Source organism: Pseudarthrobacter raffinosi (assembly GCF_023913835.1).
GTDB lineage: Bacteria > Actinomycetota > Actinomycetes > Actinomycetales > Micrococcaceae > Arthrobacter > Arthrobacter raffinosi.
The window spans coordinates 1-15,386 of sequence record NZ_JAMXBG010000009.1; the positions used below are offsets into that span (position 1 = coordinate 1).

Here is a 15,386-nt window from a genome sequence, read left to right on the forward strand (position 1 = left end):
ATGAGATCCCGGGCATCGGCCCCGTCGCTGCTGCCGCTATTATCGCCGAAATCGGGGTAGACATGTCACGGTTCCCGACCGCGGGGCACCTGTGTTCCTGGGCGAAGTTCTCCCCGGGCATCAACTCCTCCGCAGGCAAGACCAAGGGAAACGGTTCGACCGGTCACGGTAACCGCTATCTCGCCCGGGTCCTAGGCGAGGCCGCCGTCGGGGCCAGCAAAACTCACACCTTTCTGGGCGAACGCCACCAGAGGCTCGCGCGGCGTCGGGGCAAGAAACGCGCCATCGTCGCCACCGGACGTTCCATCCTCGTGATCATCTGGCACCTGCTGGAGAACCCGGACGCACGGTTCAACGACCTCGGGCCCGACTACTTCAGCCGCCATACCAACCCAGAGACCAGCAAACGCAACCACATCCGCCAGCTCGAAGCCCTCGGCTACACCGTCACTCTCGCACCCGCAGCCTGACCCCTACCCGTCNACGGCGGGACGCCAGGTTTCCGGGGGAGCGGCACCGCCGGCGGGCCGAAAGCGTGCCGTGCGTGACGCCGTCGTGCGTTGCCGGCTCTGCGGCGCTTACTGGTGTCCAGCAGTTGTGCTCTGGCTGCCGCCGTGTGATATGGGAGATTGCCCTAACTGTGCTAGGATATTGAGTTTGTATGGCGCCCTCTGTGCGCCGTCATCAACCTCGTAAACAATCGTGCCACGGCATAGTGCCCCCTCGTGCTTTGGACCTGTCCGGATCCGCTTGGGAAGCAAATGTTTTTGGCACGGGCGTTTAGGCCTGGTCTGGCAAAATCCAGGCAGGTCAAGAGACACCCCGATCAACCGTTCCGCAAGGCTCATTCCGTAGGAAGATTTTCGGTCTGAGAACCGGCGCGACGCAAGGAGTAAATAGTGATTCAGCAGGAGTCGCGACTCAAGGTCGCCGACAACACGGGTGCTAAGGAAATCCTTACCATTCGCGTTCTCGGTGGATCTGGCCGTCGCTACGCAGGCATTGGCGACGTCATCGTCGCTACCGTCAAGGATGCAATTCCGGGCGGCAACGTAAAGAAGGGCGATGTTGTTAAGGCAGTCATCGTCCGTACCAAGAAGGAACGCCGCCGTGCGGATGGTTCCTATATCAAGTTTGACGAGAACGCAGCTGTGATCCTGAAGGCTGACGGTGACCCCCGCGGTACCCGTATCTTCGGACCGGTTGGTCGTGAACTTCGTGACAAGAAGTTCATGAAGATCGTTTCTCTGGCTCCGGAGGTGCTCTAGTCCATGGCTAAGATCAAAAAGGGTGACCTCGTTCAGGTCATCACTGGCGCCAAGGCTGAGCGCGGCGGCGACAAAGGCAAGCAGGGCAAGGTTCTGCGCGTATTCCCGGAGACCAACCGCGTGTTGGTCGAAGGCATTAACCGCGTAACCAAGCACACGAAGGCCGGTCAGTCGCAGCGCGGCACCAAGACTGGTGGCATCGAGGTCGTAGAAGCTTCGGTCCACATCTCCAACGTGGCTCTGGTTGACCCGTCCACCAAGAAGCCCACCCGCGTTGGTTTCCGCACCGAGACCGTGGAGCGCAATGGCGTGAAGCGCGACGTGCGTGTCCGCGTGGCCAAGAGCTCCGGGAAGGACATCTAATGACTGAGACTCTCGAGACTCCGGCAGCGAAGATCGTTCCTCGTCTGAAGACCAAGTACGCCGATTCCATCAAGAGCACGCTCGTTGAGGAATTCAAGTACAGCAACGTTAACCAGGTTCCCCGCCTGGTGAAGGTCGTTGTGAACATGGGTGTTGGAGATGCCGCTAAGGACTCCAAGCTGATCGACGGCGCTGTCCGCGATCTGACCCTGATCACCGGCCAGAAGCCGCAGGTAACCAAGGCCCGCAAGTCGATCGCACAGTTCAAGCTGCGCGAAGGCATGCCCATCGGCGCACACGCAACTCTGCGTGGAGACCGCATGTGGGAATTCCTGGATCGTCTGGTCACGCTGGCTCTGCCCCGTATCCGCGACTTCCGCGGCCTCAGTGGCAAGCAGTTCGACGGCAACGGCAACTACACCTTCGGTCTGACCGAGCAGGTTATGTTCCACGAAATCGACCAGGATTCCATTGACCGCGTTCGCGGCATGGACATCACGGTTGTAACCACCGCCAAGACCGATGACGAAGGCCGCGCGCTGCTCAAGGCGCTTGGTTTCCCGTTCAAGGCCGAAGACTAATCTAACTACGTAACAGGTCCTTCGCTGATGCTTCATGCAGCAGCGAGGAAACCGTTATGAGGAAGGGCAAGAGCCCAAATGACAATGACTGATCCGGTCGCAGACATGCTTACGCGTCTGCGCAATGCAAACTCGGCTTACCACGATTCCGTGTCCATGCCGTACAGCAAGCTCAAGGCACGCGTTGCCGACATCCTGAAGGCTGAAGGTTACATCGCCTCCTGGAAAGAAGAAGACGCAGAGGTTGGCAAGAAGCTGACCCTGGACCTTAAGTTCGGACCGAACCGCGAGCGTTCAATCGCTGGCGTTCGCCGTATTTCCAAGCCGGGCCTGCGTGTTTACGCAAAGTCCACCAACCTCCCGCACGTGCTCGGTGGCCTGGGTGTCGCAATCCTGTCCACCTCTTCCGGCCTCTTGACTGATAAGCAAGCCGGCAAGAAGGGCGTGGGCGGCGAAGTCCTCGCCTACGTCTGGTAACGGGAAAGGAAGAGAATAATGTCACGTATTGGACGTCTCCCCATCACCGTTCCTGCCGGCGTTGAGGTCAAGGTTGACGGCTCTGTCGTCAGCGTCAAGGGTGCCAAAGGCGAGCTGAACCACACTGTGGCCAGCCCGATCGAGGTTTCCCTGGAAGCAGAGACCCTGACTGTCGCCCGCCCGAACGACGAGCGCGCCTCCCGTTCACTCCACGGCCTGACCCGCACCCTGATCTCCAACATGATCGAGGGCGTTACCAAGGGCTACGAGAAGAAGCTTGAAATCGTTGGTACTGGTTACCGCGTTCAGGCCAAGGGATCTGACCTTGAGTTCGCTCTCGGCTACAGCCACCCGGTAAATGTCACCGCACCGGACGGCATCACCTTTGCAGTTGAGACCCCGACCAAGCTCTCTGTTTCAGGTATCAACAAGCAGCAGGTCGGCGAGGTTGCTGCCAACATTCGCAAGCTGCGGAAGCCGGACCCCTACAAGGGCAAGGGCATCCGCTACGCAGGCGAAGTCATCCGCCGCAAGGTCGGAAAGGCTGGTAAGTAACCATGGCCATCTCAATTAACAAGAAGCGTACGAACAAGAGCAAGTCTGCTTCGCGCAGCCGCCGCCAGCTTCGTATCCGCAAGCGCATCTCCGGCACGGCTGTACGTCCTCGTCTGGTCGTCAACCGCTCCGCACGCCACGTATTCGTCCAGGTTGTCGATGACACCAAGGGCCTGACCGTAGCAAGCGCCTCCACACTGGAAGCCGACCTTCGTGCATTCGAAGGCGACAAGACCGCCAAGGCCAAGCGCGTTGGCGAGCTCGTTGCCGCTCGTGCCAAGGCTGCCGGTATCGAAGCTGTTGTCTTCGACCGCGGTGGTAACAAGTACCACGGCCGGATTGCTGCTGTCGCTGACGGCGCACGTGAAGGTGGGCTGTCACTGTGACGGAAGCAAACAAGGAAAAGGACACTGTGTCTGCAGATCAGAAGGCTACTGAAGCCGTAGCTGCTCCGGCCACTGCGCCCGCAGCTGCTGCCGATGACCGCCGTGGTGGCGCTCGTCGTGGCGAGCGTGGCGACAAGGGCCAGGGCGGTCGCGACGGCGGCCGTGGTGGCCGTGGTGGCCGCGACGGCGGCCGCGAAGCCGAGAAGAGCCAGTTCATTGAACGCGTTGTCACCATCAACCGCGTTTCCAAGGTGGTCAAGGGCGGTCGTCGCTTCAGCTTCACCGCTCTGGTCGTCGTTGGTGACGGTAACGGCATGGTCGGCGTCGGCTACGGCAAGGCTAAGGAAGTTCCCGCCGCAATCGCGAAGGGCGTTGAAGAGGCCAAGAAGTCCTTCTTCCGCGTTCCCCGGATTGGGAACACCATCCCGCACCGCGTTCAGGGTGAGGCCGCTGCCGGCGTCGTAATGCTGCGTCCGGCTTCCGCCGGTACCGGTGTTATTGCCGGTGGTCCGGTCCGCGCCATCTTGGAGTGCGTGGGCATCCACGACATCCTCTCCAAGTCGCTGGGTTCCTCCAACGCCATCAACATCGTTCACGCGACTGTTGCTGCGCTGAAGCAGCTCGAAGAGCCGGCAGCAGTGGCAGCACGCCGCGGCCTGCCGCTGGACGAGGTTGCTCCGCCGGCAATGGTGAAGGCAATCCTGAACCAGAAGGCGGGTGTCTAAGCCATGGCTAAGAACCTGATTCCCTCCGACCTTCAGTTGGAGATCACTCAGATCAAGTCCGCCATTGGCGGCAAGCAGAACCAGCGCGACACCCTTCGGTCCCTCGGCCTGAAGCGGATCGGACACACCGTTGTCCGCACCGCGGACGCCGTGACTGTTGGAATGCTCAACACGGTTCCGCACCTGGTAAAGGTAGAGGAGGCGAAGTAAATGGCAGAGAAAAAGATCGCCGCAGAGACTGCTGAGAAGCAGAACACACTGAAGGTTCACCACCTGCGTCCCGCCCCGGGTGCCAAGACCGCCAAGACCCGAGTTGGTCGTGGTGAAGGTTCCAAGGGTAAGACCGCTGGTCGCGGTACCAAGGGTACGAAGGCCCGCTACCAGATCAAGGCTGGCTTTGCCGGCGGCCAGTTGCCGCTGCACATGCGCCTGCCGAAGCTGCGCGGCTTCAAGAACCCGTTCCGGGTTGAGTTCCAGGTTGTAAACCTGGACAAGCTCAACGAGCTGTTCCCCGAAGGTGGCACAGTCACCGTGGAGAACCTGGTCGAGAAGGGTGCCGTTCGCAAGAACCAGCCCGTCAAGGTGCTTGGCACCGGCGACATCACCGTCAAGGTTGACGTCACCGTCCACGCATTCTCGGCCAGCGCCGCAGAAAAGATTGCAGCAGCAGGCGGAAGCACCACCGCTCTCTAGTAGACGGTGGGCGAACGCCCGTTGTGAACTCCCGGCGTGCAAGGCCCCCAGGGCCCTGCACGCCGGGAGTTTTTTTTCACATCCACTGGCCGACCATTTCCGGCCGTTCGCCGCAAGCGCGGGTTCTTGGATTGTTCGCATGGCCAATCCACCCGTTAGACTCTGTTGTTGGGATTATTATCCCCCATCACACCACGCTTATAAACAACACAGGAGGACGCTTGCTTAGCGCATTTGGCCGGGCCTTTCGCACGCCTGACCTGCGACGCAAGTTGTTGTTCACGCTGGCAATCATCACAATCTTCCGCTTGGGTGCATTCATCCCCTCGCCTGGTGTGAACTACCAGAATGTCCAGCAATGCTTGCAGAACGGTCAGACCGCTGGCGGGCTTTATCAGCTCGTCAACCTGTTCAGCGGCGGTGCCTTGCTTCAGGTGTCCATCTTCGCGCTGGGCATCATGCCGTACATCACGGCCAGCATCATCGTGCAGCTGCTCCGGGTGGTCATTCCCCGGTTCCAGGAGCTGTACGAGGAGGGCGCCTCCGGGCAGTCCCAGCTCACCCAGTACACGCGTTACCTCACCATTGCCCTAGGCCTGCTGAACGCCACGACGCTGGTGTCGCTGGCACGTTCAGGCCAGTTGCTTCCGGGCTGTGCCCTGCCGATCATTCCTGACGACAGCATCATCACCACCATCCTGCTGATCATTACGCTGACCGCCGGTACCGGACTCATCATGTGGATGGGCGAACTCGTCACCGAAAAGGGTGTGGGCAACGGCATGTCGCTGCTCATCTTCACCTCCATCGCCGCAACGTTCCCCACGTCCCTGGGCGCCATCTGGAGCTCACAGGGCCCGGGCACGTTCTTTATGGTCCTGGTCATCGGCCTGGTGACGGTTGCCCTGGTGGTCTTCGTGGAGCAGTCCCAGCGCCGTGTCCCGGTGCAGTACGCCAAGCGAATGATCGGACGCCGGACCGTCGGCGGCACCAACACCTACATCCCCATCAAGGTGAACATGGCAGGCGTGATCCCCGTGATCTTCGCATCCTCCATGCTCTACCTGCCGGGACTGATCTCACAGTTCAACCAGCCCAAAGCGGGCGAGGCGCTCGCGCCGTGGGTTGAGTGGATCAACAACAACCTGACCCGAGGAGACCACCCGATCTACATGGCGCTGTACTTCGCCATGATCGTGTTCTTCACCTACTTCTATGTCGCGATCACCTTCAACCCTGAAGAGGTCTCGGACAACATGAAGAAGTACGGCGGTTTCATCCCGGGTATCCGTGCCGGAAAACCGACCGCGGATTACCTGCAGTACGTGCTCTCCCGGATCACGCTGCCCGGAGCCCTGTACCTGGGCTTCGTGGCACTGATTCCGCTGGTGGCGCTGGTACTGATCAACGCGAACCAGAACTTCCCGTTCGGTGGCACCTCGATCCTGATCATGGTGGGCGTTGGCCTTGAAACCGTCAAGCAAATAGATGCGCAGCTACAGCAACGTCACTACGAAGGGCTTTTGCGATGACGAAAATGTTGATTATTGGACCCCCCGGTTCCGGAAAAGGAACGCAAGCGGAACGTATTTCGGAGCGCCTCGGCGTCGTGGCGATTTCCACCGGTGATATCTTCCGCGCCAACGTGAAGGGCGAAACTCCTCTTGGCATCGAGGCCAAGAAGTACATGGACGCCGGGGACTTTGTTCCGGACAGCGTCACCAACAAGATGGTCCGCGACCGCCTCAGCGAGTCCGACGTCGAGAACGGCTTCCTCCTGGACGGCTACCCGCGCACCACGGCGCAGGTGGACTACCTGGACGGGATCCTCGCGAACAGCGAAGAAAAGCTCGACGTCGTCCTGCAGCTCACGGCCGACGACGAGGAACTCGTCTCGCGCCTGTTGGGCCGTGCCAAGGAAACCGGCCGGAGCGACGACAACGAAGCCGTTATCCGCCACCGCCTGGACCTGTACCACGAGCAGACCGAGGCCGTTGTGGCCAAGTATGCCGAACGCGGCATCCTGACCCAGGTTGACGGCATCGGCGGCATCGACGAGGTCACCGACCGCGTGATGCAGGCCATCAAGGCAGCCCAGGCCGCCTAAGCCCGCAACATGCTTTTCCGAGGCTCCTCCCGGCATCCGGGAGGAGCCTCAGCCATTGAGAGGACACACCATGGCCTTCGGCCAGCCCCGTATCGAATACAAGACCAACGCCCAGATGCGCATCATGCGTGACGCCGGGCTGGTGCTGAACCGTGCGCTGGACGCAGCGGTGGCCGCAGCCGCTCCAGGCGTTACCACCAAGCAGCTGGACGACGTCTTCGCCGCAGTGCTGAACGAGGCCGGCGCCAAGTCGAACTTCCTCGGCTACCACGGCTTCCCCGCCACTATCTGTACCTCAGTGAACGAGGAAGTGGTGCACGGCATCCCCGGCGGCAAGGTCCTCAAGGACGGCGACATCATCTCGATCGACGGCGGCGCGATTGTTGACGGCTGGCATTCCGATTCTGCACGGACCGTCATTGTGGGCCAGGCCGACCCCGAGGACCAGCGGCTTTCCGACGTCACTCAGGCAGCCATGTGGCGCGGCATCGCCGCCTTGGCCACGGGAAGCCATGTGGGCGACATCGGCGCCGCCATCGACGACTACGTCTCCTCCGTGCCGGGCAAGCCGCTGGGCATCCTGGAGGACTACGTGGGCCACGGCATCGGCTCCGAGATGCACATGGCCCCGGATGTCCTGAACTACCGCACGAGCCACCGCGGTCCCAAGATCAAGCCCGGACTCTGCCTGGCGATCGAGCCCATGCTGGTCTGCGGCAGCATCGACACCGCCGTGCTGGAGGACGACTGGACCGTGGTGACCACCGACGGCAAGCGCTCCTGCCAATGGGAGCACTCGGTTGCGGTCCACGAAAAGGGGATCTGGGTACTCTCAGCCCCCGACGGCGGAGCGGAGCACCTGGTGCCGCTCGGCGTCGTACCGGTTCCGATCCCGTAGGTTTCGACGCGCTAATGCGCTCCCGACGCGCTAATGCGCTCCCGACGCGCAAAATCCCTGTCGCTACCTGAATGCCGGTAGCGGCAAGGATTTTGCGTGTCGCAGGTGGAGGGGAGGGTCAGGCCTTGAGCTTGGGCTTGACGTCCTTGGTGTAGATGCCTTCGAGGGTCTTCTTCAGCTCGGTCAAGGTGGCCTTCACGTCGCCCTGTTGGGTGAGGATCTTGGCGGCGGCCTTGGCCATCTCCTGGTCAGCCCCGGGCAGGAACACGCGGGCCCGGTCCTGGACCTTGGTCACGGCGAGCTGGTCCATGGCGGTTTTGATCTGGGGAGTCTGTGCCAGCACCGTGGCCATGTCCGCCGACGTACGGGTGGGCATGTAACCGGTGGCAGCGGAGAACGCTGCCGTGTTTTCCGGCTCGGTCATGAACTTCAGGAACGTTCCTGCGGCGAGCTGTTCCTCTTTGCTAATGCCGCTGGGGATGCCCAGCCCTGCGCCGCCGGTGGGGCACACGCCGCTGGTCTCCTTAGGCCCGCCTGGCAGGAAGCCGACGCCGACGTTGAACGTGGCGGACTTCAGGACGCCCAGAAGCGAGCCCGTGGAGGAAATGGTGGAGGACGTCAGGCCGGCAGAGAAGTCGTCAGCGGCTTCCTTGGACGAGACGCCGGCCCAGTTGTGCTTGTAGATCGAGTCCTGGGCCCACTGCAGGGCTTCCACGGCTTCGGGTGAATCGCACGTGATCTCCCAATCCTTGGACCACGCGCCGCCCCAGCCCCAGAGATTGTTCTGCAGTGTCCAGCCGGCGTAGCCAGCCAGGGCGGGATAGATGTAGGCGTACTGCGCCCCGGAGGACGCTTTCAGCTTGGGGGCCCATTCGCCGAATTCCTGCCATGTTGCCGGTGCCCGGTCCGGCAGGCCGGCGGCGGCGAAGTGGTCCTTGTTGTAGTAGAACAGCGGCGTGGACCGCCCGTACGGGAGCGCCCACTGCCGGTCATCGTACTTGTAGTCATCCACCAGGGACTGGCGGAAATCGTCAACCTTGATGTCCAGTTCCTTGATGAGCCCGTCGACCGGAATGATGCTGCCGTTGGTGAAGTAGCGGAACCACCAGACGTCGGACAGCACGACTACTCCGGGCAGTCCCGATTTGGCGGCCTGGGACGTCTGGAACTTCTGGGCGATTTCCTCGTAGTTCGCGCCGGCCGTTACCAGGTTGATCTGGATATCCGGGTACTTCGCGTGGAACTTTTCGATGATGGCCTTCTCGACGTCCTGGGACTTGCCCGGGTGGTTGGTCCAGAAGTCGATCTTCGCCGCCGGCTTCACGCCGCTGAAGTCGATTTCCGCGGCTTCCGTTGAGGTGGTGGTGCCGCCGGTATCAGGCCCCCCGCAGGCGGAAAGCGCTGCGGCGCCGGCCGTTACGCCAGCCAGCCCCAGGAAATGCCTCCGGTCCAGATTTGTTGCCATGATGGTTCCTTTCGGTTGTTGCCTAGGAAGGTCTTGCTGTTGGGGTGGAAGAACGACGGCGGAGCCGGGGTCAGCCGGTCACGCTGCCTTGGGTGAGGCCCGCGACGATGTAACGCTGGAGCGCTGCGAAGACCACCAGGATGGGCACGATGACCAGCACGGCGCCGGCCATGAGGATGCCCCAGCCGGAGGCGTTGCTTTCGGAGTTCTGCAGCAGCGTCAGGCCAACGGGCAACGTCATGGTTTCCGGACGGTCGGTGATGATCAGCGGCCAGATGTATTCGTTCCATTCGCTGACCACCGTCACCAGCGCCACGGTGGCAATGGAGGGAATGGACACGGGGACCACGATCTGCCACAGGCGGCGCCAGTGCCCGGCGCCGTCGATCTCGGCGGACTCGAGGATGGAGGCAGGCAGCGTCAGGAAGTGCTGCCTCAGCAGGAACGTCCCGAACGCTGTGCCAAGCCCCGGCAGGATGATGCCCCACAGGGTGTTCTTGCCGCCTAGCCCGGCGATCAGGATGTAGTTCGGCAGGATGGAGACCTGCGGCGGGACCATCAGGGCCACAAGGATGAGGATGAAGATGGCGTTCCTGAAGGGGAAGCGCACGAATACCAGTGCGTAGGCCGTGAGGATGGCCAGCAGGACTTTAATAGTTGAGCCCACCACCGTGACGATGGTGCTGTTGATGAAGAACTGCGCGAACGGCACGGTAGTCATCGCAATGTTGTAGTTCTCCGGGTTCAGGCTCGCCGGCAGGATTTTAAGGTCCATGGTGATGATTTCCCCTGGCAGCTTGAAGGAGCTCAGGATCATCCACAGCAAGGGCAGGAAAACCACCAGCGTTGCCAGCAGCAGGGGAACGTAGCCGCCGGCGATGGTCTGGATGAGGTTCCGTGCCGAGAAGGGCCGGTCCCGGGGGATGAAAGTTTCGGACGGTGCGACAGGGGGAGCCGTTGGGTCAGGGTTGACCGGAGAGAGCGAACTCATGAGTAGTGCACCTTCCGTTCCACGAAACGCAACTGCAGGACAGTGATGACCAGCAGGATGGCGAAGAGGACCACGGAAATCGCTGCGGAGTACCCTGCCCTGTTGAACGCGCCGAACGCCTGCAGGTAGGCCTCGTAGATCAGGGTACTGGTGCCGGTTCCGAGGGGTGTCATGATCCGGATCAGGTCGAACGCCTGGAGTGAGCTCAGCATGGTGGTGATCAGGAGGAAGAAGGTGGTGGGGGACAGGAGCGGGATGGACATGCTGAGGAAGCGCCTGAATCCGTTCGCCCCGTCCAGCGAGGCAGCCTCCATGACGTCCTGCGGCAGTGACTGCAGGCCCGCGAGGTATACCACGGCGCAGTAGCCAAGGTTTTTCCAGACATAAACCAGGATGACCATCACCAGCGACAGCTGGGGATCGTTGATCCATTGCGGGCTCTGCTGGCCGATGCCGCGGAGAATCCAGGCCAGGACGCCGTATCCCGGATCGAAGATGAAAAGCCAGACCAGGCCAACCCCCACCCCGGAGAGCACATAAGGAGCGAAGACAGCGGACCGGGCAAACGTGGTGCCCCGTACCTTGGAGTTCAGCGCTAACGCGATGACAAGCCCCAGCAGCATGGAGCCGCCGACGGTCACCAGTGTGAACACGGCGGTGGTGCCCAGTACCTTGGGGGCGTCGTCGCTGGTGAAGAACGTGACGTAGTTGTCGATTCCCACCACGGTGGCCGATGCGGAGCCAAGGGTCCAGTCGAGGGTTGAGTAGTAGATGTTGCTGATGAGGGGCCGGTACGTGAATACTGCGATCAGTATCAGGTTGGGGAGTGCCAGGGCGAGGAAGACGAAGAAGTCCCGCCGGGCCCGGCCGGACCAGCGCCGGGTCTGGTGTTTGCCGGGCGGACCGGATTGGTCGGGCGGACTGGCCGGTGACGTGGAAGCGAGTTGCCGGGTCATTGGTGTCTCTAACGGATCGGGGCCTGCAATGGCTGGCCGATGGGCAGGGGATCTAGGCATACTTCACCACACGGCTGGTGGGCAGAATCCCGCATAAGCCCTCGTCAGAGGATAGTTATTGAAGGCTTCATTGCCCATTAACGCTGTGTTGCTTGCAGTATTGCATAGTGTTCGCCTGACGGGCGGGAAGTGCTGTACTGCGATAGCGCAGAATGGATCGCATGGGAGCAATCACGGATGTGCCTGGGATCAGGGTTGGCCATGAGCAGAAGACCGGCGACGGCTGGCTGACGGGAGTCACCGTGGTGCTGCCGCCGCCGGGCACTGTCGGGTCGGTGGACGTCCGGGGCGGTGGCCCGGGCACGCATGAGACTGACGCGCTGGATCCCACCACGCTGGTGTCCACGGTGGACGCCGTGGTCCTCACCGGCGGCAGCGCCTACGGGCTGGTCTCGGCCCACGGTGCACAGCGTTGGTGCGAGGAAAACGGCCGGGGATTCGCCGTCACCGGGGGAGTGGTGCCCATCGTTCCCGCCGCCGCGATCTTCGACCTGGGCCGGGGAGGCGACTTCTCAGCGCGCCCGACGGCGGACATGGGGTACGCGGCCACCGTTGCCGCTGCTGCCGAAAAGGACGGGCACGACGTCGGACGCGGCAGCGTGGGCGCCGGCACTGGCGCGATGATCGGACGCGGACAGTTCAAAGGTGGGGTGGGTACGGCATCGGTCACGCTCGAGAACGGCGTTGTTGTAGGGGCGCTGGCCGTAGTGAACGCCTTGGGATTTCCGGTGGTGCTTCCGGGAAATCCCGAACCCTCCGCGCGCTCGGTCGTGCCTCCCTTAGACGCGCGCTTCCGGGTTCCCGATTCCCCGTCAGCGGATGCCGGCCCGCCTGCGTTGAACACAACGCTTGTAGTAGTGGCCACAAACGCCCTGCTCGATGTGGCCGAGTGCTATCGGACTGCTTCTGCTGCGCATGCTGGGCTGGCCCGGGCGCTCAATCCGTCGCACACGTTGGCCGACGGGGATACTGTCTTTTGCCTCGCCACTGGTGAGGTGGCTTTGGACCGGAGTACTGAAACTGCCCGGCAGGTGAGTCTCATTACCCTGCAGAGTGCGGCAGCCGACGTCGTACGCTTGGCGATCCTCGACGGGATTTCGGGAAGTCCAATTTCCGGGTAAGGTGTCTACTTTCATATTTGGTTTGGACTTTCTACCCACTTACAGTAAAGTGGTTTGTTGGTTGTCTGCTCAGCTGTGCCCTGTTTGGGGCCGGAGGCGATAACCGATCCAACAAAAACGTTCGTGGTCATGTCCGGTGCAATCCGGCAGGGCTGCGGCAACAACAGTTAGCGGAGGGTATGGCCAAGAAGGACGGGGTCATTGAGATCGAAGGCGTTGTGACTGAGGCGCTGCCTAACGCGATGTTTCGCGTTGAGCTGACCAACAAGCACATCGTACTCGCGCACATCTCAGGCAAGATGCGCCAGCACTACATCAGGATTCTCCCTGAGGACCGGGTAGTGGTGGAACTGAGCCCTTATGACCTCACTCGGGGTCGTATCGTCTACCGCTACAAGTAAATTCTGGGCGGCCTCAGCATGAGTTGACGGCTGCTCCAGTTGACCAACTGCCACACGCAAAGGAATGCCATGAAGGTCAAGCCGAGCGTCAAGCAGATCTGCGAAAAGTGCAAAGTGATCCGCCGTAATGGCCGGGTCATGGTGATCTGCGAGAACCCGCGCCACAAGCAGCGCCAGGGCTAATTTCCCTCCTGAGGGAAATCCTGGGTTGCTAACCCACGCAAGTAAATAAAAGGCAGCACAAGCTGAACTGGGACGTATGAGCCCGGACAGCTAACCCCCGGTCGGAGGCTGGGGCCGCACAGAACGTGCGGGTGTACTGCCTACGACCTCCGGTTTATTCAAGGAGCACTGCCTCTATGGCTCGTCTCGCTGGCGTAGACATTCCCCGCGAAAAGCGGTTGGAAATTGCGCTTACTTACATCTACGGCGTGGGCAAGACCCGTGCACACGAAACCCTGGCTGCCACTGGCATCAGCGCTGACGTCCGCGTTAAGGACCTCACCGATGCTCAGCTGGTAGAACTTCGTGACTACATTGAAGGCAACTACAAGGTTGAGGGTGACCTTCGCCGCGAAGTAGCAGCTGATATCCGCCGCAAGGTTGAAATCGGCAGCTACGAAGGTATTCGCCACCGTAAGGGCCTGCCAGTGCGCGGACAGCGTACGAAGACGAACGCACGTACCCGTAAGGGTCCGAAGCGCACCGTTGCAGGCAAGAAGAAGGCTCGTTAAATCCCTCGGGATTGACTCGTCTTCCCCCAATAACTTTCTGTAGGAGAAAAAATGCCCCCGAAGACTCGTGGCGCGGTTCGCAAGCCGCGTAAGAAGGACAAAAAGAATATCGCGCTGGGCCAGGCGCACATCAAGAGCACTTTTAACAACACCATCGTGTCCATCACGGACCCGAACGGCGCTGTTATCTCTTGGGCTTCCTCAGGTGAGGTTGGCTTCAAGGGCTCACGCAAGTCCACCCCGTTCGCAGCCCAGATGGCTGCCGAAGCTGCTGCCAAGCGTGCGCAGGAGCACGGCATGCGCAAGGTTGACGTTTTCGTCAAGGGACCGGGTTCCGGACGCGAGACCGCAATCCGCTCGCTGCAGGCCGCTGGCCTGGAGGTTGGCTCCATCCAGGACGTCACCCCCGCAGCGCACAACGGCTGCCGTCCGCCGAAGCGCCGCCGCGTCTAAGGCTTTTCCAGCAGCTTGAGCTTGCCCGGACCGTCAATGGTCCGGGCAAGCCCAGCCGCGTTAAGTCTTCAGACCGAATTTCCACCACCTGTGTTGCGTCATATAGCGGATGCTCGCCGAAAGGAAACCTAAGTGCTCATTGCACAGCGCCCCACCCTCTCCGAAGAGGTAGTCTCCGATAACCGCTCGCGTTTCATCATTGAACCGCTGGAACCGGGCTTCGGCTACACCCTCGGAAACTCCCTCCGCCGTACCCTGCTCTCCTCCATCCCCGGTGCCGCTGTAACCAGCATCCGGATCGATGGCGTGCTGCACGAGTTCACCACGGTTCCGGGTGTCAAGGAAGATGTCACTGAGATCATCCTGAACATCAAGAGCCTGTCGGTTTCCTCCGAGCACGATGAGCCGGTTGTGGCTTACCTGCGCAAGCAGGGCCCCGGAGTCGTCACCGCCGCGGACATCGCTCCGCCGGCCGGCGTCGAATTCCACAACCCGGATCTGCACATTGCCACGCTGAACTCGAAGGGCAAGTTCGAACTCGAACTGACCATCGAGCGCGGCCGCGGCTACGTTTCGGCAGCTCAGAACAAGTCCGGCGATTCCGAGATCGGCCGTATCCCGGTCGACTCGATCTACTCGCCGGTCCTGAAGGTTACTTTCCGCGTGGAAGCAACCCGTGTTGAGCAGCGCACCGACTTCGACAAGCTCATTGTTGACGTCGAGACCAAGCAGGCCATCGCCCCGCGCGATGCTGTTGCTTCCGCAGGTACCACCCTGGTGGAACTCTTCGGTCTTGCCCGCGAGCTGAACACCGCAGCTGAAGGTATCGAGATTGGCCCGTCGCCGACGGATGCTGCCCTGGCAGCAGACATGGCACTGCCGATCGAGGATCTGGACCTCACCGTCCGTTCCTACAACTGCCTCAAGCGTGAGGGCATCCACACCGTGGGTGAACTCGTTGCACGCTCCGAGGCTGACCTCATGGACATCCGTAACTTCGGTGCGAAGTCCATTGACGAGGTCAAGGCAAAGCTGGTTGAACTGGGCCTGTCCCTCAAGGACTCGCCTCCCGGTTTTGACCTCGCAGCACGCGCCGCAGCAATTGAAGAGGACGACGCCGCTTTCGGCGACGACGAACTCTAACAAACAGAT

22 protein-coding genes are annotated in these 15,386 nt (G+C 61.4%); 19 read left to right on the plus strand and 3 right to left on the minus strand.

The window, feature by feature from the left end; genetic code table 11:
• The 13 genes from NG697_RS10445 to map form a co-directional block, all read left to right on the plus strand.
• Positions 1-470, plus strand: a 470-nt coding sequence (locus NG697_RS10445; RefSeq protein WP_252614129.1) for a transposase, incomplete at its 5' end; no start/stop codon positions are given.
• A 429-nt stretch (positions 471-899) separates the two neighbouring features.
• Positions 900-1,268 carry a 50S ribosomal protein L14 gene (rplN, locus tag NG697_RS10450; protein ID WP_024366126.1) on the plus strand — a complete coding sequence of 123 codons (369 nt, stop codon included), beginning with the start codon at positions 900-902 and terminating at the stop codon, positions 1,266-1,268.
• Positions 1,269-1,271: 3 nt separating this feature from the next.
• Positions 1,272-1,631, plus strand: coding sequence for a 50S ribosomal protein L24 (rplX, locus tag NG697_RS10455; RefSeq protein ID WP_056344369.1), 360 nt, complete (start codon positions 1,272-1,274; stop codon positions 1,629-1,631).
• The gene (gene rplE / locus NG697_RS10460) at positions 1,631-2,212 is read left to right on the plus strand and encodes a 50S ribosomal protein L5 (protein ID WP_056344366.1); all 582 of its coding nucleotides are present in this window, start codon (positions 1,631-1,633) and stop codon (positions 2,210-2,212) included. The genes rplX and rplE overlap by 1 nt, the downstream gene beginning before the upstream one ends.
• A 78-nt stretch (positions 2,213-2,290) precedes the next feature.
• Positions 2,291-2,689 carry a 30S ribosomal protein S8 gene (gene rpsH / locus NG697_RS10465; RefSeq protein WP_056344363.1) on the plus strand — a complete coding sequence of 133 codons (399 nt, stop codon included), beginning with the start codon at positions 2,291-2,293 and terminating at the stop codon, positions 2,687-2,689.
• An 18-nt stretch (positions 2,690-2,707) separates the two neighbouring features.
• Entirely contained in the window at positions 2,708-3,244 is a 537-nt protein-coding gene (gene rplF / locus NG697_RS10470; RefSeq protein WP_056344361.1) for a 50S ribosomal protein L6, read from the plus strand.
• A 2-nt stretch (positions 3,245-3,246) separates the two neighbouring features.
• Positions 3,247-3,630 carry a 50S ribosomal protein L18 gene (gene rplR, locus NG697_RS10475; RefSeq protein WP_056344358.1) on the plus strand — a complete coding sequence of 128 codons (384 nt, stop codon included), beginning with the start codon at positions 3,247-3,249 and terminating at the stop codon, positions 3,628-3,630.
• Positions 3,627-4,355, plus strand: a complete 729-nt coding sequence (rpsE, locus tag NG697_RS10480; RefSeq protein WP_252598403.1) for a 30S ribosomal protein S5 — start codon at positions 3,627-3,629, stop codon at positions 4,353-4,355. The genes rplR and rpsE overlap by 4 nt, the downstream gene beginning before the upstream one ends.
• A gap of 3 nt (positions 4,356-4,358) precedes the next feature.
• Positions 4,359-4,565 (plus strand): 50S ribosomal protein L30, encoded by a 207-nt coding sequence (gene rpmD / locus NG697_RS10485; protein ID WP_056344352.1) that lies wholly within the window; start codon positions 4,359-4,361, stop codon positions 4,563-4,565.
• Complete coding sequence (gene rplO / locus NG697_RS10490; RefSeq protein ID WP_104062629.1) at positions 4,566-5,048, plus strand: 50S ribosomal protein L15; 483 nt, start codon at positions 4,566-4,568, stop codon at positions 5,046-5,048. It abuts the gene before it with no gap.
• 221 nt (positions 5,049-5,269) lie between these two features.
• Entirely contained in the window at positions 5,270-6,580 is a 1,311-nt protein-coding gene (gene secY / locus NG697_RS10495) for a preprotein translocase subunit SecY (RefSeq protein ID WP_252598402.1), read from the plus strand.
• Positions 6,581-6,585: 5 nt separating this feature from the next.
• Positions 6,586-7,155 (plus strand): adenylate kinase, encoded by a 570-nt coding sequence (locus NG697_RS10500; protein WP_181037244.1) that lies wholly within the window; start codon positions 6,586-6,588, stop codon positions 7,153-7,155.
• A gap of 70 nt (positions 7,156-7,225) precedes the next feature.
• The gene (gene map, locus NG697_RS10505; RefSeq protein ID WP_252614217.1) at positions 7,226-8,053 is read left to right on the plus strand and encodes a type I methionyl aminopeptidase; all 828 of its coding nucleotides are present in this window, start codon (positions 7,226-7,228) and stop codon (positions 8,051-8,053) included.
• A 118-nt stretch (positions 8,054-8,171) separates the two neighbouring features.
• Here the strand turns inward: map and NG697_RS10510 are convergent, their stop codons facing one another.
• The 3 genes from NG697_RS10510 to NG697_RS10520 form a co-directional block, all read right to left on the minus strand.
• Complete coding sequence (locus NG697_RS10510; protein ID WP_252598400.1) at positions 8,172-9,518, minus strand: ABC transporter substrate-binding protein; 1,347 nt, start codon at positions 9,516-9,518, stop codon at positions 8,172-8,174.
• Positions 9,519-9,588: 70 nt separating this feature from the next.
• Positions 9,589-10,509: a carbohydrate ABC transporter permease gene (locus NG697_RS10515; RefSeq protein WP_252614130.1), complete on the minus strand. Its 921-nt coding sequence runs from the start codon at positions 10,507-10,509 to the stop codon at positions 9,589-9,591.
• On the minus strand, positions 10,506-11,465 hold the full coding sequence (locus NG697_RS10520) for a carbohydrate ABC transporter permease (RefSeq protein WP_252567634.1): 960 nt from the start codon (positions 11,463-11,465) through the stop codon (positions 10,506-10,508). The genes NG697_RS10515 and NG697_RS10520 overlap by 4 nt, the downstream gene beginning before the upstream one ends.
• A gap of 221 nt (positions 11,466-11,686) precedes the next feature.
• Between NG697_RS10520 and NG697_RS10525 the strand changes: the two genes are divergently transcribed.
• The 6 genes from NG697_RS10525 to NG697_RS10550 all read left to right on the plus strand — a co-directional run bounded on the left by NG697_RS10525 (position 11,687) and on the right by NG697_RS10550 (position 15,377).
• A complete protein-coding gene (locus tag NG697_RS10525) occupies positions 11,687-12,646 on the plus strand; it encodes a P1 family peptidase (protein WP_252598397.1) in 960 nt (319 codons plus the stop codon).
• A 179-nt stretch (positions 12,647-12,825) separates the two neighbouring features.
• Positions 12,826-13,047, plus strand: a complete 222-nt coding sequence (gene infA, locus NG697_RS10530; RefSeq protein ID WP_009358723.1) for a translation initiation factor IF-1 — start codon at positions 12,826-12,828, stop codon at positions 13,045-13,047.
• 69 nt (positions 13,048-13,116) lie between these two features.
• The gene (gene rpmJ / locus NG697_RS10535) at positions 13,117-13,230 is read left to right on the plus strand and encodes a 50S ribosomal protein L36 (RefSeq protein ID WP_009358722.1); all 114 of its coding nucleotides are present in this window, start codon (positions 13,117-13,119) and stop codon (positions 13,228-13,230) included.
• 176 nt (positions 13,231-13,406) lie between these two features.
• Positions 13,407-13,781 (plus strand): 30S ribosomal protein S13, encoded by a 375-nt coding sequence (gene rpsM / locus NG697_RS10540; protein ID WP_028275004.1) that lies wholly within the window; start codon positions 13,407-13,409, stop codon positions 13,779-13,781.
• 51 nt (positions 13,782-13,832) lie between these two features.
• The gene (gene rpsK / locus NG697_RS10545; protein WP_018769149.1) at positions 13,833-14,234 is read left to right on the plus strand and encodes a 30S ribosomal protein S11; all 402 of its coding nucleotides are present in this window, start codon (positions 13,833-13,835) and stop codon (positions 14,232-14,234) included.
• Between the two features lie 132 nt (positions 14,235-14,366).
• Positions 14,367-15,377 carry a DNA-directed RNA polymerase subunit alpha gene (locus tag NG697_RS10550; RefSeq protein ID WP_056344331.1) on the plus strand — a complete coding sequence of 337 codons (1,011 nt, stop codon included), beginning with the start codon at positions 14,367-14,369 and terminating at the stop codon, positions 15,375-15,377.
• The last annotated feature ends 9 nt before the right edge of the window (positions 15,378-15,386 follow it).